The organism is Pseudomonas sp. EA_15y_Pfl1_P101, from assembly GCF_963970835.1.
Classification (GTDB): domain Bacteria; phylum Pseudomonadota; class Gammaproteobacteria; order Pseudomonadales; family Pseudomonadaceae; genus Aquipseudomonas; species Aquipseudomonas tritici.
Genome location: NZ_CAXAPA010000011.1, coordinates 173,131 through 192,629, shown reverse-complemented (window position 1 = coordinate 192,629; position 19,499 = coordinate 173,131). Strand labels below are relative to the sequence as shown.

The following is a 19,499-nucleotide window of genomic DNA, read 5'->3' as shown; positions in this document are numbered from 1 at the left end:
GGGCCTTGAAGCCAGAAAAAACTACCTGACACTCCCCCGCAACACCCCCACCCTTTCCTGCAACTGCGCAGGCGTCGCGGCCTCTACCGTCACCGGCTCACCCGCCACCAACACCACCCGCGACCAGACCCGATGAAACAACCCTTTGTTCGGATCGCGGCTGAAAAAACTCCCCCACAACCCCTGCAACGCCATCGGAATCACCGGCACCTGCGTCTCCTCCAGGATGCGCGTCACGCCACCGCGAAACTCGTTCATCTCGCCATCGGCGGTCAACTTGCCCTCCGGGAAAATGCACACCAACTCCCCGTCCTTCAGATACTGCGCAATCCGCGTGAAGGCCTTTTCATAGATTTGGATGTCTTCGTGACGCCCGGCAATCGGAATCGCCCCGGCCGTGCGGAAGATAAAGTTCAGCACCGGCAAGCGGTAGATCTTGTAGTACATGACAAAGCGAATCGGCCGACGCACCGCGCCGCCGATCAGCAGCGCATCGACAAATGAAACGTGGTTGCACACCAGCAGCGCCGCGCCTTCGTCCGGGATCGCTTCCAGGTTGCGATGCTCCACGCGGTACATGGAATGGCTGAGCAGCCAGATCATGAAACGCATGGTGAACTCGGGGACGATCTTGAAGATGTAGGTGTTAACCGCGATGTTGAGCAGCGACACCACCAGGAACAATTCGGGAATCGACAGCTTGGCCACGCTCAGCAGCAGGATCGACACAATCGCCGAGACCACCATGAACAGTGCGTTAAGAATGTTGTTGGCAGCGATGACCCGCGCACGCTCGTTCTCGGCGGTGCGCGACTGGATCAACGCGTACAGCGGCACGATATAGAAGCCGCCGAACACGCCCAGGCCGAGGATATCGAACAACACCCACCAGGCTTGGCCGTAACTGAGCACCGCGAGCCAATCGTTGGCCTGCACGTTCTGCGGGAAGCCGCCGGAATGCCACCACAGCAACAGGCCGAACACGGTCAGGCCGAATGAGCCGAACGGCACCAGGCCGATTTCCACCTTACGCCCGGAGAGTTTTTCGCAAAGCATCGAGCCGAGGGCGATCCCCACAGAGAACACCGTGAGGATCAACGTGACCACGGTTTCGTCGCCGTACAGCCATTCCTTGGCGTACGCCGGGATCTGCGTCAGGTAAATCGCGCCAACAAACCAGAACCACGAGTTACCCACGATTGAGCGCGAAACGGCCGGCGTCTGCCCCAGTCCCAGGCGCAAGGTGGCCCAGGATTCACTGAAAATGTTCCAGTTCAGGCGCAACGCTGGGGTCGACGCCGCCGCCCGCGGAATACTGCGGCTGGCCAGGTAACCCAATACCGCCACACCGACGATCGCCACGGCTACCACCGGTGCGTAATGGGTGGACGACATCATTATTCCAGCGCCGATGGTACCGGCCAGGATCGCCAGGAACGTGCCCATTTCCACCAGGCCGTTGCCACCTACCAGCTCATCGTCGTGCAGGGCCTGGGGCATGATCGAGTATTTCACCGGACCGAACAGCGCCGAGTGGGTGCCCATGGCAAACAGCGCCAGCAGCATCAATTCCAGGTGGTTGGTCAGGAAGCCCGTCGCGCCCACGGCCATGATCACAATCTCGCCGATCTTGATCGCGCGGATCAATGCGTCCTTGTTGAACTTCTCGCCAAACTGCCCGGCCAGCGCCGAAAACAGGAAGAACGGCAGGATGAACAGCAAGGCACAGAGGTTGACCCAAATGGACCGGTCACCGTCGATGGTGAGCTTGTAGAGAATGGCCAGGATCAGCGATTGCTTGAAGATATTGTCGTTGAACGCACCCAGCAACTGGGTGATGAAAAACGGCAGGAAACGCCGTGTGCGCAGCAAGGTGAATTGCGAGGGGTGGCTCATCGTCCGTGTTCCTGCGTGGCCTGTTATCGATTCAGGCCACGACTTTACCTAATCCGGCTTACTTATTCGCTAGTCCTGCAATGCATGGCGAAACAAAAAGCTCACCTTTATAGGCGCCCTGCACCGTGCGTTTAGCGACGATCAGCCACATCAGCGTCAACGCCACCACCAACAGACAGCCGAATACACTAAAGAACCCCAGGTGCAGCAGGCTCGCCAACTTCAGTGTGGACAAGGCGTAAACCCCCAAGGGAAAAGTGAAGCCCCACCAACCCAGGTTGAACGGGATACCGGCGCGCAGGTAGCGCAGGGTAATCAGTACGGCGATCAGCATCCACCAAAGGCCAAAGCCCCACAGTGTAATGCCTGCCACCAGCCCGAGGCCGTTAGCCATTTCACCGACACCCGGCAAGCCATTGGCCGCGAAGATCGCCGGCGCATCTCCCCCCAGCAACAACATGCCCAAGGCACCGGTGCCGATGGGGCCTAGCGCCAGCCAGCTCGACGCGGCCATATTGGCGTGGGGCAATTTATGCAGGGCCATGCGCAGCATCAGGATGGTCAGGATGCTGAACGCCACCGGCAGGGAAAACGCCCACAGCACGTAGCTGGTCACCAGCATCACCAGTTGCGAATGGGCGTCCGCCAGGTGCGGGGCCAGCAGGCCACCGCTGGCGGCGGCGACTTCGGCGGCAACCACGGGCAGCAGCCAAACGGCAGTCATCTGGTCGATGCTGTGTTCCTGGCGGGTGAACATCATGAACGGGATAAGCACGCCGCAGGCCAAGGCCATCGCGACATCCAGCCACCACAGCGCTTCAGCCAGCGGGATCACGTCGCTGCCCCAACGCGGCAGGCCGAACAGCAGCAAGCCATTGAGAATGGTCGCGAGCCCCATGGGGATAGTGCCGAAGAACATCGACACCGTGGAGTGCCCGAAAATCCGCCGCGCCTCGTGGAAAAACATCACCCAGCGGGCTGCGTACAACACGCTGAACAACACGAACAGGCCGACGGTGAACAACCACAGCGCTTCAGCGATGGCGTACAAACCTGGCAGGTTGACCGGCAACTGCGCCAGCGCCAGCGCCAGCACGCCCGTGCCCATGGTCGCGGCAAACCAGTTGGGGGTGAACTGGCGAATCACTTCCCGAGGACGGGTCAGGTAACTGAAGGGTTTATAACTGATGGTATTCGAGCAGGTCATGATGGCAATCCTCTTCCTCACATGAGGTTGAGACCATGATAGAACCTGATCGAATATCTATATAACGGGTAATATCTCTATCTGTTATCTACTTTGTAGATATGGCCTAAACGCTGCCTTCGCACTCGATCACCAGAATACGCGCCGGGCCTTGGGGATGGGCCACATGCTCGGTGCCGACACTGGCATAGAAGATATCCCCTACGCCCAACTCCGCCACCTGTTCGAAGCCGTTGTCGCGGTAGTGCATCTGCACGCGGCCATCCAGCACCACGAACACTTCCTCGCCGTCATTGATGTGCCAGCGATACGGCTGGTCAGTCCAGTGCAGGCGCGTGGTGATGCCGTTCATATTGGCGATATCCAGCGCCTCCCAGGCGCGACTGCCGGTGAAGTCCTTGCTGCGGATGATCTTCATGCTTGAATCTCGGTCGGGCGATACGAGAGGCGATTATTACCTATCAGCCGCGTGTCGTCGCCTTGGCGCTCGCCGAATCCTGCAACAGCAGCCCGACCAGTGCGCCGAGGGACAGCAGGATGAGTACCGCGCCGTAACCATCGGTGGTGACGATCAAACCAAAGCTGCGAATCAGGTTGCCCGCCAGCAAAGACGGCAGGCAGAACGCCAGGTAACTCAGCACATAAAACGCCGACATTAAACCCGCACGCTCATGGGACAAGGCCAGCGGCACCACACTGCGCAGGGCACCGAGGAAGCCTGCGCCAAACCCACTGCCGGCGATCAGGGTGGCGATAAAAAACAAAGGCAGGCTGGCGCTGTGCACGGCCGTGAGGATCAGCGCCACACCGACTGCCAGCAAGCCGGCCCCAAGGCGTAGCACTTTGTCGGCCGGGCGATTGCGCAGCGTGAAGATCATCAATGCGCCGCTCAAAGTCAACACCGCCACCAGGCCGCCGCCGATCAGGTTGGAGGTCGAACCGGTGGCGGCCCGTACGAGTGACGGCGCCAGGGACAGGTAGAATCCGCCCATCGCCCACACCGCCACATCCACCGGCAGCGACAACCACAAGGCCCGGCGCGCTTGCGGCGGTACATGTAAGGTCGGACACAGCGAAGCCAGTGCGCCGGGGATACGGCTGACGGTTTCCGGCAGGCGCCATACGTACACGGCCTGCAACAGCATCAACACGAACAGCGTGCAGTAGATCAACTGGGTCGGCAGCGGCGCGAATTCCACCAGCAGACTGCTGCCCATCGCACCGCACGCCATGCCCAGCAGCGGCGCCACGCTGTTGACCAGTGGACCTTGCTGGCGATCCGTGTCGAGCAGTGCTGCGCCCAGCACGGCAGTGGCCATGCCCGTAGCAAAGCCCTGCAGCGTACGTGCGGCGATCAACCAGGCCACGCTGCCTTCATTGATAAACAGCAGCATCGCCAGCATGTTAAGGATCAATGCAGCGAAGATCACCGGCTTGCGCCCCAGGTGATCCGATAGTGAGCCGACGGTCAGCAGCGCCGCCAGGAGACTCAGCGCATAGACACCAAAGATCAGCGTGAGCATGCCTGCGGAAAAATGCAGGCCTTCCTGATACAGGTGGTACAACGGCGTCGGCGCACTGGAGGCGGCAAGAAACGTCAGCAAGGTGATCGCAAGGAACACCAGGCTGGAACGCTGAGAAATAAAGTTGGGCATGCGCACACTCCGCTAAAGCTAATATTTTGCTTTTGCGGAGTGTGCTACCAGGCTGGGCTTAAAGCAAATTCTTTGTGTTAAGGTTTTACACATGGCGATAAAAGAAGGCCTCCGCCCGGGGGGCCGTAGTGCCCGGGTACAAGAATCCGTCCATTCAGCCGTGCGTGAACTGCTCGAAGCCCATGAGCGCTCCAGCGTCACCGTGCCGATGATCGCTGCGCGCGCGGGGGTGACGCCGTCGACCATCTACCGGCGTTGGGGCGACCTTTCTGTGTTGCTGGCGGATGTGGCGTTAGCACGGATGCGCCCGGACAGCGAGCCGGCGAACACCGGCAGCCTGCGCGGCGATTTGCAGGCCTGGGCCGAGCAGTATCTGGATGAGATGAGTTCAGAGCCTGGGCGGAACATGATGCGTGATGTGCAGTGCATGATTACGCCAGGCTACTGCGTGAGCATCCTGAGCGGGCAGTTTCAGGCGATTGTCGATCGCTATCCGGACAGCAGCCCGCCGAGCGTGGATCACCTAATCAACCTGCTGGCGGCGCCAACGGTGTTTCGTATTCTATTCTCGACCTCGCCGCTGACGGTTGAACAGCTGCATAGCCTGATCGAACTGGCACTGAAGGTCTGAAGCCCTTGCACAAAACCAAATGTGGGAGCGGGCCCGCCCCCACATTTTAGACCGCGTTTAGGTCCGCGCTTACGTACGCATCCCGCGCCCGCTCACCAGCAGCTTCGCGCAGCCCATATACAGCACCACGGTCGCCACCAACATGAACGTAATCGCCACGCTGATCTTGATATCCGACACACCCAAAATACCGTAGCGGAAGGCGTTGACCATGTGCAGAACTGGGTTGGCCAGCGATACGGTCTGCCAGAAAGGCGGCAGCAAGCTGATCGAGTAGAACACGCCACCGAGGTAGGTCAGCGGCGTCAGCACGAAGGTCGGAATGATCGAAATATCATCGAAGTTGCGTGCAAACACGGCGTTGATGAAACCCAGCAGCGAGAAGATCGTCGCCGTCAGGACCACCACCAGAATGGTGAGCCCGAGGTGATGCACTTGCAGGTGGGTGAAGAACAGCGACAACAAGGTCACGATCACGCCGACCATCAGGCCACGCAGCACACCACCGGCGGTGTAGCCGATCAGGATGGTGTGTGGCGACACCGGCGACACCATCAATTCTTCAATCGAGCGCTGGAACTTGCTGCCGAAGAAACTGGAGACCACGTTGCCGTAGGAGTTGGTGATCACCGACATCATGATCAGGCCCGGCACGATGTATTCCATATAGGTGAAACCACCCATGTCACCGATCTGCCGGCCGATCAGATTACCGAAGATCACGAAGTACAGGACCATGGTGATCGCCGGCGGCAGCAAGGTCTGCGGCCAGATCCGGGTAAAGCGCTTCACTTCGCGATAGACGATGGTTTGCAGCGCGACGAGGTTGGGTTGCAGTTCGGAACTCATACCGCCACCTTCGCCAGATTTTTCTCCACCAGGGACACGAACAACTCCTCAAGGCGATTGGTTTTATTACGCAGGCTCAGCACTTCGATGTTCTGGGTCGCCAACTGCGTAAACAGCGCGGTGATGCCCATGGCTTTGTCCACCTGCACTTCCAGGGTGTGGCTGTCCAGCAGACGACTTGGGTAGCCCATCAGTTGCGGCGCCACCGACAGGTTATTTTTCAGGTCGAGCAAAAAGGTTTCCACGTGCAACTGGCCCAGCAGGTTACGCATGCTGGTGTTTTCGACGATGGTGCCATGGTCGATGATGCCGATGTTGCGGCACAGCTGCTCAGCCTCCTCCAGGTAGTGGGTGGTGAGGATGATAGTGATGCCTTTCTCGTTCAGCTCGGTGAGGAATGTCCACATCGAACGACGCAGCTCGATATCCACGCCAGCAGTGGGCTCATCAAGGATGAGAAGGCGCGGCTCATGCACCAGCGCGCGGGCGATCATCAGGCGGCGCTTCATGCCACCAGACAGCGAGCGTGAGGGCACATCGCGCTTGTCCCACAGGCCCAGTTGGGTCAGGTATTGCTCGGCGCGCTCCTTGGCGATTTTCGCCGGGATGCCGTAGTAGCCCGCCTGGGTCACGACGATATCGAAGGTCTTTTCAAACTGATTGAAGTTGAATTCCTGGGGCACCACGCCGATGGAGCGCTTGAGCGCCGCCGGGGATTTGTCCAGGTCATGGCCGAAGATATTCACCGAGCCGCTGGTCTTGTTAACCAGGGTCGAGAGGATGCCGATGGTGGTGGATTTGCCGGCGCCGTTGGGGCCGAGCAAGGCGAAGAAGTCACCTTCGGCAACGTCCAGATCGATACCACTCAGGGCCTGGAAACCGTTGCCGTAGGTTTTGGTTAGCTGCCGGATGGACAGAGCGGAACTCATATCGGGATACGCACCAAAAGAAGGGAATAGAAAGAGTAGATGAGGGCGCAGCGCAGGTAGTTCAACCTGCGATGCATGGCAGGCATGGTGCTTGCACGCGCGGCACAAGTACAGTCACCTGTATTAATAGTCAGTATTAAGTCAACACGGTCATGACCGCTTTGCGGTAGGCCGGCCGTTGTTGCAGGCGCTGATACCAGGCCTCTAGATGGGGCATTTCAGGCCGTTCAATGGGCATTTCAAACCAGGCATAGATGAAGCTGCCCAAGGGGATATCGCCCATGCCGATCTCATTGCCCGACAGATACGGCTGCGCGGCGAGCGCCTCGTCAACGGTCTTGAGCACATCGATACAGGTTTGGCGCCCGGCGTGGATGCTGTCCCAGTTCTGTTTTTCGGCCGGGGTGCGCAGCACGCCCCAGAACACGATCTTGAAGGGTTCGGCGAAAGTGGAAGTGGTCCAGTCCATCCACTTCTCCGCGTTGGCGCGGGCTTTCAAGTCACTCGGGTACCAGTTGGACGCCTGTTTGGCGCAGAGGTAACGCACGATGGTGTTGGATTCCCACAGCACAAAGTCGCCGTCTTCGATCATCGGCACCCGACCGTTGGGGTTCAACGCTCGGTATTGCGGTGTGTCGACTACACCAAAAGCCCCGCCCGCATCAATTGCCTCATAGTCCAGGCCGAGCTCCTCGGCGCACCACAGCGCTTTCCTGACGTTTGATGAATTTTTACGACCCCAGATTTTCAGCATGACCGCGCCTTCATTGTTGATGAACATGGCTGGATGAACGCAGCAGCATACGCCGGTTCAGGCGCGGCTCAAATCGCTGTGCATATCGCCAAGCAGGGGCGGCATATCCTCGGCAAACAGATGCGGGTAACACTGCTGGATATGGGCGAAGAAAAACGCCTCGGGTACGTCAGGGAATTGCCCATGGTCGACCACGTACTCCATCGAACGCTGGCCCTGGCGGTTGAAAGCGTGGAAAACGCTGTCGTTGATCCCGTCGAAATCCAGCGGCGGCACGTCGAACACATCGCACAGTTGCCTGTTGAACGCGGGCGTGGCTTTGACCCAGCGATCATTTAGGTAAAGCTCGGTATAACCGTGCATGGCAAACACGTCACTTTTGAGCAAGGCGAGCAGGCGCGGGGTCGACAAGTGATTGCGCACGTCCGCCAGGCCGATGCGCGCCGGGATGCCGCAGTGGCGGGCACAGGCCGCGAGCAACGTGGCCTTGGGCACGCAGTAGCTTTCGCCGGTGGACAGGGCAAAGCTGGCATTTAATGTGTCTGGATCGCGACTGAAGGTGTAGGGGTTGTAGCGAATCGCCTCACGCACGGCGTAGTAAAGGCTGACTGCCTGGTCACTTAAATTCGCACGAGTTCCGCGATGTTTTTCGGCGAACTCCACCACCGCAGGGTGGTCACTATCGATGAAGCGGCTGGAACTCAGGTACGTATCCATGAGTGTTATCTCCGAAGGAAGCCTAGAGTCTAACCACAGGCCTGCCGTGGAGTTAACGACGAATCGGCCAAATCTCGTTACACCCTGATCACCCCGCTTGCTCGGATGCCGACTAAGCTCCCTGGTGGTTTCGCCCCTGGTTTCACGGAGGATTGAATATGCTGTTGTTGTGGATACTGGTGCTGGTGGTCGGCATTGCCTACCTCGCACACCGCCGCGTCGCCCCCCTGCCCGCCATTGGCGTCGTCGCCGTGTACTTGCTGGCAATGGGCGCCTGGAGCCACGCACCGGGCTGGCTGTTGCTGATCTTCTGGGTGTTGATCGCGGTTGTGGCCGCGCCGCTGTTGCTACCCGATCTGCGCCGCCAATACTTCACCAAGCCGCTATTCAGCTGGTTCCAGAAAGTCCTGCCGCCGATGTCCGAAACCGAGCGCGACGCCATCGAAGCCGGCACGGTGTGGTGGGACGGCGAGCTGTTCAGTGGTCGCCCTGACTGGGACAAGTTGCTGGCCTATCCCAAGGTCCAACTGACCGAAGAAGAACAGGCCTTTATCGACGGCCCGACCGAAGAACTCTGCGCCATGGTCAGCGATTGGGAAATCGGCCAGGCCATGGACTTGCCGCCGGCTGCCTGGGAACACATCAAGACCCACGGCTTTTTCGCGCTGATCATTCCCAAGGAATATGGCGGCAAGGGCTTCTCGGCTTATGCCCACTCCCAAGTCGCGATGAAACTCGCCACCCGCAGCGGCGACCTTGCGTCCACCGTGATGGTGCCCAACTCCCTCGGCCCGGCCGAACTGCTGCTGCACTACGGCACTGACGAACAACGTAACCATTACCTGCCGCGCCTGGCCCGTGGCGATGACATCCCTTGCTTTGCGTTGACCGGCCCGCTGGCGGGTTCCGACGCTGGCGCCATGCCCGACACCGGCGTGATCTGCAAGGGTGAATGGGAAGGCAAGGAAACCCTCGGCCTGCGCTTGAACTGGGAAAAACGCTACATCACCCTCGGCCCGGTCGCGACCCTGCTGGGCCTGGCCTTCAAGGCCCATGACCCAGACCACCTGCTGGGTGAAGAAGAAGACCTGGGCATCAGCCTGGCGCTGATCCCGACCGACACCCCCGGCGTGGAAATCGGCCGCCGCCACCTCCCCCTCGGCGCCGCCTTCATGAACGGCCCCAACTCCGGCAAGGATGTGTTCATTCCCCTGGAGTACCTCATCGGCGGCCAGGAAATGCTCGGCAAGGGCTGGATGATGCTGATGAACTGCCTGTCGGTGGGCCGTTCGATTTCACTGCCCGCCGTCGGGACCGGCGCCGCCAAGTTCACCAGCCTGGTGACCGGCCAATATGCGCAGGTGCGCGAACAGTTCAACGTGCCATTGTCGGCCTTCGAAGGCATCCAGGAAGCCCTGGCCCGCATCGGTGGCAACGCCTGGCTGATGGACAGCGCGCGCATGCTGACCGCTAATGCCGTGGACCTGGGGGAGAAACCTTCGGTACTGTCGGCGATCCTCAAGTACCACCTCACCGAACGTGGCCGCGAGTGCATCAGCCACGCCATGGACGTGCACGGTGGCAAGGGCATCATCATGGGCCCGAACAACTACCTGGGCCGCAGCTGGCAAGGTGCGCCGATCTTCATCACCGTGGAAGGCGCGAATATCCTCTCGCGCAACCTGATGATCTTCGGCCAGGGCGCCATCCGTTGCCATCCGTTCGTGCTCAAGGAAATGGCCCTGGCCGGTCGCGAAGACCATGACCAGGCGCTGAAGGAATTCGACAGCCTGCTGATGCAACATATCGGTTTCGCCGTGAGCAACGCCGCCAGCACCCTGGTGCTGAACCTCGGCGTAGGTCATTTCGAGAAAGCGCCGGGCAACCGTTTGAGCCAGGGGTATTTCCGCGCATTGAACCGTCAGGCTGCCGCGTTCGCGCTGCTGGCCGACCTGAGCATGATGCTTCTGGGGGGCGAGCTGAAGCGCCGCGAACGCCTGTCGGCACGCCTGGGTGATGTACTGAGCCATATGTACCTGGCCTCGGCCGCACTCAAACGTTATCACGACCTCGATTCACCGGATCATCTGCAACCACTGTTCACCTGGGCCATGGAAGAGAGCCTCGGCGAGTCGGAGCGGGCATTGGATGAACTGCTGAGCAACTTCCCGAACAGGGTCCTGGGCTGCCTGCTGCGGGTGATCGTGTTCCCGTTCGGCCGTCGCCATACCGGTCCGTCCGATGCACTGGATGCCGAAGTGGCCGCGGTAATCGGCCGTGCCAAAGGCGACCCAACCCTGGAAGAACTGCTCGCTGGCTGCTACCGCCCGCAATCTGCGGAAGACCCAGTGGGCGCCCTGCAGCATGCCTACGACCTGCTCGGCGCGAGCCATCCACTGCAGAAAAAACTGCACACTGCGTTAAAAAGCGGCCAGGTCAAACCGGCTGCCGGGGAACATGCCATCGACGCCGCGCTGCACGCCGGGGTATTGCAACCGGCCGAGGCGCAATCTTTGCGTGATGCCGAAGCGGCACGGCGCAAGGTCATCGACGTGGATGATTTCAGCAAGGAAGAGCTGACCCAAGCCGAAGGTAAAGTCCGCTGACCTCAGCGGTCATATAAATGCGGGCGTGAGAGCTATATACTCTCGCGCCCGTTTTTGCTTTAGAGGACTTATCTCGTGTCCAACATCGTTGCCGATCATCTCGTCTTGCTCGACCACTTGCGCAGCATCCTGGTTGCCGTCGGCGAAGCCGAGCAGGTGCCCGAGGAAAGCCATACGCTTTTTCTGGAGCGTTTTGACGAATTGCGCGCCCAGCTGCCGATTGATCCGATCGAAAGCCAGTACCTGGGCCAGGACCTGATGAGCCAAGTCATCCTGCGCTACCCACAAATTGCCCACTTGGTGCCGCGCGACCTGCTGTGGTTCTTTGGCGGTGACTGCCTGCACTTTATGCCAGACGAAGAACTGGACCTGTACCAGGCCCTGGAAGAACGTCGCTTCGAAGCCGAACAAAACGACGAGCCGTTCGACTGGAACCGGGAAAAACAGCTGCTGGCCATGCCGCAAGACCAGAGCAAGCACTGATTCCTGTGGGAGCTGGCTTGCCTGCGATGCAGGCAACTCGGTCTGCAGTTGAGCCGAGGTGATGCCATCGCAGGCTAGCCAGCTACCACATCTACCGACGACGCAGTGTCGGCTCCTTTGCCATACACTCCACCAGATAATCGATAAACACCCGCAACTTCGGCGGCAGATACCGCGTGGGTGAATGCAGCAACCACGCCTCGCCATGATAGGACGCAATAAAGTCCCACCCCGCCAACACATGCACCAACCGCCCCTCTTCCAAGGCATGGCGCGCCGTGAAATACGGCAAGCTGCCAATCCCTACATGCTGCAACACCGCATCCAAGCGCACACCGGTATGGTTCGCCGCATAACGCCCGCGCACGGGAACCGTCACTGCCTTGCCGGCCTGGCGGAATCTCCAGCGAGAATCCCCCGGCGTTTCCCCCAGATAGATGCAACTGTGCTCCAGCAAATCATGAGGATGGCCCGGCGTACCGTGATCGTCCAGGTACTGCGGTGTCGCGCACAACAAATGCTCGATAGGCAGTAACTGCCGGCCCACCAACCCCGGCGGTGGGCTGTCGGTGATGCGAATACTCAAGTCGATATTGTCATCAATCAGGTCCACCGGCCGGTCCTCGAGGATCAACTGCACATCTACCTTGGGATAACGCCGCAGGAACTCCGGCATGTGCGGGTGCACCACAAACCGCCCCACCGCCTTGGGCACGCTGACCCGCACCAGCCCTTCGGCTTCATGGGTGAACTGGCCGCTGATCTCCATCACCGAACGCGCCGCGCTGACCATTTCCTGGCAGCGCCTGAACACCTCTTCGCCACCCTCGCTCAAGCGCAATTTGCGTGTGGTACGTTGCAGCAACCGAGTCGCCAGGGCTCTCTCCAGGCGCGAGATGCTGCGGCTCACCGAGGAGGGTGAAGCGCCCATCTGCCGGGCGGCTTCGGAGAAGCTGCCGGCCTCCACCACATTGACGAAAATCGCCATTTCGCCCAGCAGCGGCAAAGGTAGATTGATGCTCATGGTGCACAGGTCCATTGACGATTCGGCGGATTATCACCCATTTGCGCACTATTTATACTGTCGGTAGAACCCTGATACGGATGTAGATAATGACCGAGCGCCTGTTTTTCACCCACGACCACCTGACTGCCGAGCTTGAAGTACTGGGTTGCACCCCGCACGAGGACCAGTTTGCAGTCATCCTGCACTCGACCATTTTTCACCCCCAGGGCGGCGGACAACCCTTCGATACCGGCTGGCTCGGTGACAGCACTGTACTGCGCGTCACCCAGGAAGCCGATCGCGTAGTGCACTACGTCGACCGGCCACTGGAACCGGGCCCGATCACCGCGCGGGTCGATGAACAACGCCGCGCGCTGCACACCCGGCTGCATTCCGCCGGGCACTTGATCGGCAACGTGGGCGAGACCTTGGGTTGGATGCCGATCAAGGCCCATCACTGGCCAGGCGAAGGCAAGATCACCTTTATCCGTGGTGAAACTGCGCAGGTCATGGAGGCCGCGGCGATTCAACAGCAGGTCAACCAATGGATCGCTGCGGACTCCCCACGCCATATGAGCCTCAAAGACGGCACTCGCGAAGTCGGCTTCGGCGAATTACCCGCGTATGCCTGCGGCGGTACTCATGTGCAGACATTGAGCGAGTTGGGCCAGGTGACCATCCTGGCCGTGTCGGAGAAAAAGGGCGCGCTCTGCGTTCGCTACGAAATCGACTGAGAAGACGCCTATATTCCGCAAGTGCGCGTGCAACTGCAAATAGCCCAGGCACGCCGGTTAGCCGGTCAATTCGCGTCGTCGTTGACGACCATTGCCGGCAAGCCTGCTTCTACAGGTCCGTTCGACCCCCTCGCCCATGGAAAAAGGAGGTGGTAGTGTGTGGAAATATTTCTGACACTTCGATCAGAAATCTTCTACTGACTACCAGCAAAGGAATGCGTCCCTCCATGCACTTTCCACTCAAGCAACTGGCGGCTGCCACCCTGTTCGCGGCGAGCCTATCGGCCATCTCTGGCCCAGCTTTCGCCACTATCACCCCCGACCAAAGCACGGCGATTCTCAAGAGTTTCAGCGAAACCTCCGTCAGTGATTTTCGTGGTTTCCTCGGTACCCTGGCCAACGGCGACCTTGGCAAGACCAGCGATGTGGGCCCGGCGATCAGTGCCTTTCTCGACAACAAAACCCTGAGCGCCGACCAGCAGAACGAAATCAATCGGCTGCTGGGCATCTATACGCGGGTGAAGTATGGCAAGGCCGCCACCGAAACCCTGCGCGAGCTAGTGGAAATTCCGACCTTCAATGTGGACGGTCTACCGCAGTATAAAAATCCGGAATTCATCAAGATCGCCGGCAAGATCCAAGACCTCGCCAAGGCCTTCAACCTGAATTTCCGCAATATCGACAATCGTGTGTACGAAATTTCTCTGGAAGGCAGCGGCGATGAGGTGGTCGGCATCCACGCCCATGCCGATGTGGTACCGGTAACGCCGGAAAACTGGGTGCTGAAAGACGGCACCAAGCTAGATCCGTTCAAGGTCACGCTGATCGGCGACCGCATGTACGGCCGTGGCACCGAGGATGACAAAAACGCCATTGTGGTAGCCCTGTATGCCATGAAGGTCATCAAGGAAGAGAAGCTGGCGCTGGCGCGTAACTTCAAGCTGCTGGTGGACACCACCGAAGAAACCTCCGGCGACGCAATTCCGTATTACTTTGAAAAGAACCCGACGCCGCAATACAACCTCGCGCTGGATGGCGGCTACCCAGTGGTAATTGCCGAGAAAGGCTACGGCACGGTGATGGCAACCTTCCCGCGTCGCAAGCCTGAAGGCAAAGGCGCGGAAATCATCTCGATGACCGGCGGCATGGCGACTAACCAGATCCCGTCGGCTTCGGTTGCAACGTTTCTCAGCGACAAACCTGCCGAATTGGCCGCCAGCCTGCAAAAGGCCGGCACTGAATATGCCAAGCGTAACGGCGGTGATTTCGAGGTCGCCACCAAGGTCGACGGTAAAGACGTCAAGCTGACGGTCACTGGTGTTTCGGCTCACTCGTCCGAGCCGGAGTCCGGCATCAACCCGGTATCGCGCATGCTGGAACTGATCCACAGCATCGACGGCAAAATCGCACTCAAGCACAACCAGATTACCGATGCCGCACGTTATGCGTCTGACAACTGGGGCCTGGACTACCTCGGCGGCAAGCTGGGCGTGGGCTTCTCTGACGAATTCATGGGACCGCTGACCACCTCGCTGACCTTTGTTGGCCTGGATGACAAAGCCTTCAAACTGGCGGTGAACCTGCGTGTGCCGAAGGGCAAATCCCCGGAGAAACTCAAGGCACAAATCGCCGAAAAGTTGAGCGCCTGGGACAAGAAAACCAAGGTTAACGTGGACTTTACCTACTCGGTGGCCGAACCGATGTTCCGCAACCCGGAAGGTGAATGGGTGAAAGCACTCTTGGCAGTGGCCAGCGAAAACCTCGGCATGGAGCACAAGTTCGGCACCTCGGCCGGCGCAACGTCCGTGCACGAACTGCCGAACGGCGTGCAATTCGGCCTGGCGCGGCCGGAAGTAAAGTACACCGGGCACACCGACAACGAGTTCAAGACCGTCGACCAGTTCTTGCTGGACTTGCAGATTGTCACAGAAATGATGGGCCGTATCGGGCAGTTGCCGAAGCTCTGACCCTCCCCGGACCCGCCAGCCTGGCGGGTCCTTTTGGCGCCGACCTAGCCATTCGGTCAGTTACCACGCTGAATCCTCTTGCGTACCCTGCCCTCTGACTCTGTCGGAGGAATCGGGATGTCTCTGCTCAACGCTGTCGAACGTGCCTGTACACGCCTGGCTCCCTTTGGGTGGCGCGACCTGTTGCTGCTCCATGGCCTGGATATCACTTCGGGCACGCTGCGCGAAGAACTTGCCCAACCTCTGCAGATCAACCGCACATTGGCGGGTTTCGAAGACTTCTCTGTCAGCGCTATGCGTGGTATCGAACCGGGGCGACCGGCTGACAGCCTGCTGTTTCATGCATTCGCATCGCCCAACGTGAGCACCGATATCCGCGGTGAAGCACTGACCGAATTTCCGACAGCGGCTGAAATCGAGCAGATCCTCAATTACGTCTACGGCGCAGCGCCCCCCAGCTTGGCGTCATTCGGTGATCAGCAACTGGCGATCGCGGTGTTTGCCTACGAATACCGGACACAGCCTGAAACCGTGCATCGCCGCCAGGCCGACTTGTGTTTTTCCCGCACCGGCGTGGCCCGCGTGGGCACAGCCGCCGCGCTATATGACCCGCAACGGCGAGGGTTCTTGCCATTCGTTGAGGGCCAGCCCAGTCAAATGCGCGTTATACCGGCGCGCTACGGCGCCTTTATCGCGGCAAAACACATTGGCCAGCCAGAACAATTTGGCCCGATGAACGCCCAGCCCATCGACTCGGACCTTGAGTTCTGGGTGCCCCTGCACAAACTTTTCGATGGAGATGAATGCCTGGCGGGGATGGACCTGAGGGTGCAACTGGAAAGCCACCAGATCAACGAAAAGATCGGGCAGATCCACCGGCGCTTTCACGGTACCGGTTGGCAGGAACCTGACATTCTCAACCCGCCTTTCGTGATTACCCAAGGACTCTGCCATTGGGCGGATGTCGATACGTTCGCGCCGGGACTGCTGGTGCCCGACGCTAAAAAGACCCTGGTGGAGCTGGCTTATTATCAGGGCAGCCCGCTGTCGTTCATGATGCCGTCGGACTCGGGTGGCCTGATCCATGGACGGCATCGCGTGCGCGACGACGGCTCGGTCGAAGACCTCAATGAGTTGGAAAACGTCGATGCAATCGTCAAGGCCGGCGGCTATCGCGCCCTGCACTATCAAGACGCCATGGCGGACGGCTGGGTGCGGGCGAACTGCCCGCAGTTGATGCTGGAAAGCATTGCCGCCTATTCCATCATTGGTGCCCCGGACTTTTTCCCACTGTGCGGACAACGAGAACTCAAGGCGTGGTCCAGCGACCCCGAGGTGTTCCCCTGCCCGGCGCCACCTTGCCCGGAGGTGTGGCATACACGGGTCAATCCGCTGTGCGACGTGCGCTTCTATATCAATCAGTCCCTGACGGGTAATCACTTCTCCCCGGAAGATCGCGGCGTCACGGCGATTATCTCCCATCCCCAGCCCTCGACAACGCCCAACGCGAGCACGTCGGTGGCGGGTGCCCAGCGACAATCCTGGCTGCCGGATTTCGCCAACGGTGTGTTTGGACCCGGCTGGGAAGTCGGCCGCGGCTTGGTGGATGCGCCGTTTACCAATGTGCTTTGCGGCTATCAACTGGCCAGCCCATTTACCGAGGACGCACGTATCTGTGCCGCGCTGGGCTCCTACTGGCCAGGTGTCGCGCCGGACTCGACCCGCACGTTCGAACCGCGCAGTGTGTCGGCCACGGTCATCCCGCTGACAGACAGCGAAACAGGCCAGCGCGGCAGCCCGGGCTGGGATGGCCGCAGCGGACCGGCACTGATTGAAGTTGAAGGACGCTCGGTGGTCCAGTACGAGGCCTATGAGTACAGCGATTACACAAGAGCCGCACTGGCCGGCCAGTTGTCGCTGGCGATGACCGGGCAGACCAGCACCGAGCAGTACCATCAGCGTGTGCTGGGCATGCGGCGCGCGTACAAGGCAGTCGGCGCAGGATCAGACAAAGAACAGCGAAAACTCTGGCCCCTGCTGTCGTTTTATCGGGTAGAACTGCCGGATGACGCCTTCGAGGCGGCGCAACAGCAAGCCAATCATCGGCTGGAGGGCGATGTGCAGCACTACTGGCTGTACAAGCGCGGGGGGATCACCACACCGACGGACAACTTCAAGCTTCGCCATGTGCAGATCGAGCAACAGGTGCAACTGTATATGGGCCAGGACGCGCTGCTTGTCCGCCAGGACGGTGGGCCCTGGCGCAAAGTTGATGAACGACGTTGACGTGGTGGTCATGGGAGCGGGCCCGGCGGGATGTGCCGCGGCGATTCATTGCGCACAACGCGGTTTGCGGGTTGGCTTAGTAGAAAGAAGCCATTTCCCTCGACACCGACCCGGGGAGACTTTGCATCCAGGGGTTGAACCCTTGCTGCGGCAACTCGGCGGCAACGCACTACTGACCGATCCGGCATACCTGAGACACGCCGGGCACTGGGTGCATTGGGATGGCCCACCGCGCTTCCATGGATTTGGCGGTGAGGCCTGGCGGGGTTTTCAGATCCCGCGCGCCCTGCTCGATCAGCAATTGCTCCAACAGGCCCGCACGCTGGGCGTGCAGGTTAGCCAACCGAAGTGCGTCAGCCAGGTGTTGCAACAGCACGGTCGGGTATCGGGCGTTCAGGTCGGGGCTACCCAATGGACCGCGCGCTACGTGTTGGACGCCACCGGTCGGCATGGCTGGCTGCAACGTCAATTGCAGATACCCTGCCTGCGCCTTTCACCTCGGCTGATTGCAAGGTATGGCTACTGCGAGGACCACCGCCTTCCGGATACAGCACTGGGACTGTTTGCCAACCGCCAGGGCTGGCACTGGCTTGCTCGAATCAGCAGCACCTGCGTGCATTGGACGCAGCTGTCGTTTTACGCTGCGGACACCTGCAGGGCGATCCCTAAAGCACTGGACCAACAAACAGCGACCGACGTGACGCGAGGCGCCGACGTGACGTGGCGGTGCGCTCAGCACACCACGGGGCCTGGCTACTTTTTAGTCGGCGATGCCGCCGCAACCCTCGACCCTTGTGCCTCCCATGGCGTAATCAAGGCATTGATCTCAGGCATGCAGGCTGCCTCGGCGATTGTTGATTGCCTGTCCTGGCCGGCGGGGGAATCGATTATTCAAGCGGCCTATCACGCCTGGGTACGGGAAGGCTTCAAACGTGATGTGACGGCGCTGCGCGGCTTTTATCAAGCCCACCCCCACCCACCGGCGTGGCTGCACACTCAGGAATAAAAATCGACACACACAAAAACGCCGATCATCTCTGATCGGCGTTTTCGTTGAATATGGAGCGGGAAACGAGACTCGAACTCGCGACCCCGACCTTGGCAAGGTCGTGCTCTACCAACTGAGCTATTCCCGCAAATGGCGTCCCCTAGGGGACTCGAACCCCTGTTACCGCCGTGAAAGGGCGGTGTCCTAGGCCACTAGACGAAGGGGACACGCTACTGAAATACATGGTGTGTATTTCAGTGCCCAGAGATTAGATCCGAAGATCATGCCCTGGTTTCACTCAGTGTCGCCCAAGAGCAACACTGCTTAAATTTGGAGCGGGAAACGAGACTCGAACTCGCGACCCCGACCTTGGCAAGGTCGTGCTCTACCAACTGAGCTATTCCCGCATATTGGCGTCCCCTAGGGGACTCGAACCCCTGTTACCGCCGTGAAAGGGCGGTGTCCTAGGCCACTAGACGAAGGGGACACACGTACAACATTCACTCCCTACCGCGTTTCGCTGTGCGCTTTACGCTGTAAGTGGCGCGCATTCTATGGATGGATTGAAAGGTCGTCAACCCCCAAGGATAAATTTATTTAAATCAATGACTTCGCCCTGCTTTACGGGCTTGTGCGAACGTTATGCCCGTTCGGGCTTTGGCGCCTATATTCTGGCGCCCGACAAGACGCTATAGTTCACTCCGGAAAATGATGGCAATGTGCATTCATGCAGGGAACGCCTATCTATATAGAAGCAAACTACCTGGGCAACTGGTCGATCAGTTCTATCC

Annotated in this window: 16 protein-coding genes and 4 tRNA genes; 7 read left to right on the top strand and 13 right to left on the bottom strand. The window is 59.7% G+C overall.

Going from position 1 to position 19,499, the window contains the following annotated elements:
- Positions 1 to 21: 21 nt before the first annotated feature.
- The 4 genes from AACY36_RS18870 to AACY36_RS18855 form a co-directional block, all read right to left on the bottom strand.
- Entirely contained in the window at positions 22 to 1,896 is a 1,875-nt protein-coding gene (locus tag AACY36_RS18870) for an MFS transporter (RefSeq protein ID WP_339414633.1), read from the bottom strand.
- Between the two features lie 58 nt (positions 1,897 to 1,954).
- Positions 1,955 to 3,103, bottom strand: coding sequence for a TDT family transporter (locus AACY36_RS18865; RefSeq protein WP_339414634.1), 1,149 nt, complete (start codon positions 3,101 to 3,103; stop codon positions 1,955 to 1,957).
- Positions 3,104 to 3,209: 106 nt separating this feature from the next.
- Complete coding sequence (locus tag AACY36_RS18860) at positions 3,210 to 3,521, bottom strand: cupin domain-containing protein (RefSeq protein ID WP_028615765.1); 312 nt, start codon at positions 3,519 to 3,521, stop codon at positions 3,210 to 3,212.
- Positions 3,522 to 3,564: 43 nt separating this feature from the next.
- On the bottom strand, positions 3,565 to 4,758 hold the full coding sequence (locus tag AACY36_RS18855; protein ID WP_339427802.1) for an MFS transporter: 1,194 nt from the start codon (positions 4,756 to 4,758) through the stop codon (positions 3,565 to 3,567).
- Between the two features lie 91 nt (positions 4,759 to 4,849).
- Between AACY36_RS18855 and AACY36_RS18850 the strand changes: the two genes are divergently transcribed.
- The gene (locus AACY36_RS18850; RefSeq protein ID WP_339427801.1) at positions 4,850 to 5,389 is read left to right on the top strand and encodes a TetR/AcrR family transcriptional regulator; all 540 of its coding nucleotides are present in this window, start codon (positions 4,850 to 4,852) and stop codon (positions 5,387 to 5,389) included.
- Between the two features lie 69 nt (positions 5,390 to 5,458).
- Here AACY36_RS18850 and AACY36_RS18845 read toward each other — a convergent pair whose 3' ends face one another.
- The 4 genes from AACY36_RS18845 to AACY36_RS18830 all read right to left on the bottom strand — a co-directional run bounded on the left by AACY36_RS18845 (position 5,459) and on the right by AACY36_RS18830 (position 8,638).
- Entirely contained in the window at positions 5,459 to 6,238 is a 780-nt protein-coding gene (locus AACY36_RS18845; protein WP_339427800.1) for an ABC transporter permease, read from the bottom strand.
- The gene (locus AACY36_RS18840; RefSeq protein ID WP_049709188.1) at positions 6,235 to 7,167 is read right to left on the bottom strand and encodes an ABC transporter ATP-binding protein; all 933 of its coding nucleotides are present in this window, start codon (positions 7,165 to 7,167) and stop codon (positions 6,235 to 6,237) included. Before AACY36_RS18840 ends, AACY36_RS18845 begins: the two co-directional genes overlap by 4 nt.
- 136 nt (positions 7,168 to 7,303) lie before the next feature.
- The gene (locus AACY36_RS18835; RefSeq protein WP_339414639.1) at positions 7,304 to 7,921 is read right to left on the bottom strand and encodes a glutathione S-transferase family protein; all 618 of its coding nucleotides are present in this window, start codon (positions 7,919 to 7,921) and stop codon (positions 7,304 to 7,306) included.
- A 57-nt stretch (positions 7,922 to 7,978) separates the two neighbouring features.
- Positions 7,979 to 8,638, bottom strand: coding sequence for a transglutaminase-like domain-containing protein (locus AACY36_RS18830; protein WP_339414640.1), 660 nt, complete (start codon positions 8,636 to 8,638; stop codon positions 7,979 to 7,981).
- 158 nt (positions 8,639 to 8,796) lie between these two features.
- Between AACY36_RS18830 and AACY36_RS18825 the strand changes: the two genes are divergently transcribed.
- Together AACY36_RS18825 and AACY36_RS18820 are read left to right on the top strand one after the other, a co-directional pair.
- A complete protein-coding gene (locus tag AACY36_RS18825; protein ID WP_339497416.1) occupies positions 8,797 to 11,244 on the top strand; it encodes an acyl-CoA dehydrogenase in 2,448 nt (815 codons plus the stop codon).
- 75 nt (positions 11,245 to 11,319) lie between these two features.
- Positions 11,320 to 11,727, top strand: a complete 408-nt coding sequence (locus tag AACY36_RS18820) for a PA2817 family protein (RefSeq protein ID WP_339414642.1) — start codon at positions 11,320 to 11,322, stop codon at positions 11,725 to 11,727.
- 91 nt (positions 11,728 to 11,818) lie between these two features.
- Here AACY36_RS18820 and AACY36_RS18815 read toward each other — a convergent pair whose 3' ends face one another.
- A complete protein-coding gene (locus tag AACY36_RS18815; RefSeq protein ID WP_339427799.1) occupies positions 11,819 to 12,751 on the bottom strand; it encodes a LysR family transcriptional regulator in 933 nt (310 codons plus the stop codon).
- An 89-nt stretch (positions 12,752 to 12,840) separates the two neighbouring features.
- Here AACY36_RS18815 and AACY36_RS18810 point away from each other — a divergent pair, with 89 nt between their 5' ends.
- The 4 genes from AACY36_RS18810 (at position 12,841) to AACY36_RS18795 (ending at position 18,726) form a co-directional block, all read left to right on the top strand.
- Positions 12,841 to 13,467 (top strand): alanyl-tRNA editing protein, encoded by a 627-nt coding sequence (locus AACY36_RS18810; RefSeq protein ID WP_339414644.1) that lies wholly within the window; start codon positions 12,841 to 12,843, stop codon positions 13,465 to 13,467.
- 227 nt (positions 13,468 to 13,694) lie between these two features.
- Positions 13,695 to 15,434, top strand: coding sequence for a dipeptidase (locus AACY36_RS18805; protein ID WP_339414645.1), 1,740 nt, complete (start codon positions 13,695 to 13,697; stop codon positions 15,432 to 15,434).
- 117 nt (positions 15,435 to 15,551) lie between these two features.
- Complete coding sequence (locus tag AACY36_RS18800) at positions 15,552 to 17,720, top strand: hypothetical protein (protein WP_339414646.1); 2,169 nt, start codon at positions 15,552 to 15,554, stop codon at positions 17,718 to 17,720.
- Positions 17,707 to 18,726, top strand: a complete 1,020-nt coding sequence (locus AACY36_RS18795; RefSeq protein WP_339436685.1) for an NAD(P)/FAD-dependent oxidoreductase — start codon at positions 17,707 to 17,709, stop codon at positions 18,724 to 18,726. The genes AACY36_RS18800 and AACY36_RS18795 overlap by 14 nt, the downstream gene beginning before the upstream one ends.
- 54 nt (positions 18,727 to 18,780) lie before the next feature.
- Here AACY36_RS18795 and AACY36_RS18790 read toward each other — a convergent pair.
- The 4 genes from AACY36_RS18790 to AACY36_RS18775 form a co-directional block, all read right to left on the bottom strand.
- Positions 18,781 to 18,856: transfer RNA gene (locus AACY36_RS18790), tRNA-Gly, on the bottom strand.
- A gap of 3 nt (positions 18,857 to 18,859) precedes the next feature.
- A tRNA-Glu gene (locus AACY36_RS18785) sits at positions 18,860 to 18,935 on the bottom strand.
- A gap of 104 nt (positions 18,936 to 19,039) precedes the next feature.
- Positions 19,040 to 19,115 (bottom strand) — tRNA-Gly (locus AACY36_RS18780).
- Positions 19,116 to 19,119: 4 nt separating this feature from the next.
- A tRNA-Glu gene (locus tag AACY36_RS18775) sits at positions 19,120 to 19,195 on the bottom strand.
- Positions 19,196 to 19,499: the final 304 nt, after the last annotated feature.